A 1,011-nucleotide genomic window follows, 5' to 3' on the forward strand; every position below is an offset into this window, starting at 1 on the left:
CTGCCCCTGCACTCGTCCGACCGGACCCGCTGCCTGGCGGGCGCCGCAGTGTGTGCCGTGGCGCTGGGCGTCCTGCTGGCCGTGCCGCTCACCCCCGGCCGGCTCGTGCCGCTGCTTGCTCTGCTGGGGCTGGGACTGGGTGTCTTCACCCCGGCGAACAACACGGTGATCATGCAGGCCGTTCCGGCCCGCGCCTCCGGTACCGCCGGCGGCCTGGTCAACATGGCCCGCGGCCTGGGCACCGCACTCGGCGTCGCCCTGGTCACCCTTGCCCTACGTGCAGGCAGCTCCGGAGACCGCTACGCCGTTCTCATCCTCCTCGCCACCACGGCACTCATGCTGCTCACCGCCTGGAACAGCCCCGACGACACCGTGGGCAAACATCGCAGACAGTAGCTGACCGGTACATAATCGCCGTGCTGTCGTCCGAGGACCCGGCCCGGCGGCACATCCCACCGGCCCGCCCGGACAACTGCACGGGCCCCGTCGACCAGGGCGTGACCATGCGTCATCACCGAACCGCACCACGAACCGCACCGCGAACCGAGACCTGGACCCGGGACGCCCGGACCACGGCCGGAGATCTCTTCACCACCGGGGGCCTCGCCACCGCCGCGATCCTCACCGGCGCCCGCTGGCTGTGGATCACCACCGCGCTGTGGGCCTGCCTGCTCCTCGCCCAGGGACGGCTTGCCGCGCGGGCCCGCCGCCGCGACAAGACCGGCCCCTCCTGAACCGGATGCCGCCGCCCCGCACGTCACCCGACCATCCTGCGCTGCCGCTGCCGCTGCCGCTGCCGCTGCCGCTGCCGGTGCCGGTGCCGGTCCGGCAGGCGCGTGCCCCCGGCGTCCGGCCATGGCACCCGGGGCCACGGGCAGCCGGTGCACTGTTCCTCCTCGGCTCGGCCGGTGCGGCGGATGACTTCGCGGTCGTCGAGGATGACCCGTTCCTCGGCGACGAGCTCGCCGGGCACGGGAATGCACGAGGCGCGCGTCGCGAGTAGGGACTGTT

General features: G+C 73.4%; 3 protein-coding genes. 2 read left to right on the top strand and 1 reads right to left on the bottom strand.

Annotated features, from left to right (window positions below; all coding sequences use genetic code 11):
* Both ACMZ42_RS27350 and ACMZ42_RS27355 read left to right on the top strand, forming a co-directional pair.
* A partial coding sequence (locus tag ACMZ42_RS27350; protein ID WP_415733477.1) for an MFS transporter occupies nt 1-396 on the top strand: 396 nt, incomplete at its 5' end.
* Nucleotides 397-503: 107 nt separating this feature from the next.
* The gene (locus ACMZ42_RS27355) at nt 504-734 is read left to right on the top strand and encodes a hypothetical protein (RefSeq protein WP_415733478.1); all 231 of its coding nucleotides are present in this window, start codon (nt 504-506) and stop codon (nt 732-734) included.
* A 23-nt stretch (nt 735-757) separates the two neighbouring features.
* Here the strand turns inward: ACMZ42_RS27355 and ACMZ42_RS27360 are convergent.
* Nucleotides 758-1,011: hypothetical protein (locus tag ACMZ42_RS27360; protein ID WP_415733479.1), on the bottom strand; the 254-nt coding region annotated here is incomplete at its 5' end.

Source organism: Lysinibacillus sp. NPDC056185, assembly GCF_047737915.1.
Classification (GTDB): Bacteria; Bacillota; Bacilli; order Bacillales_A; family Planococcaceae; genus Lysinibacillus.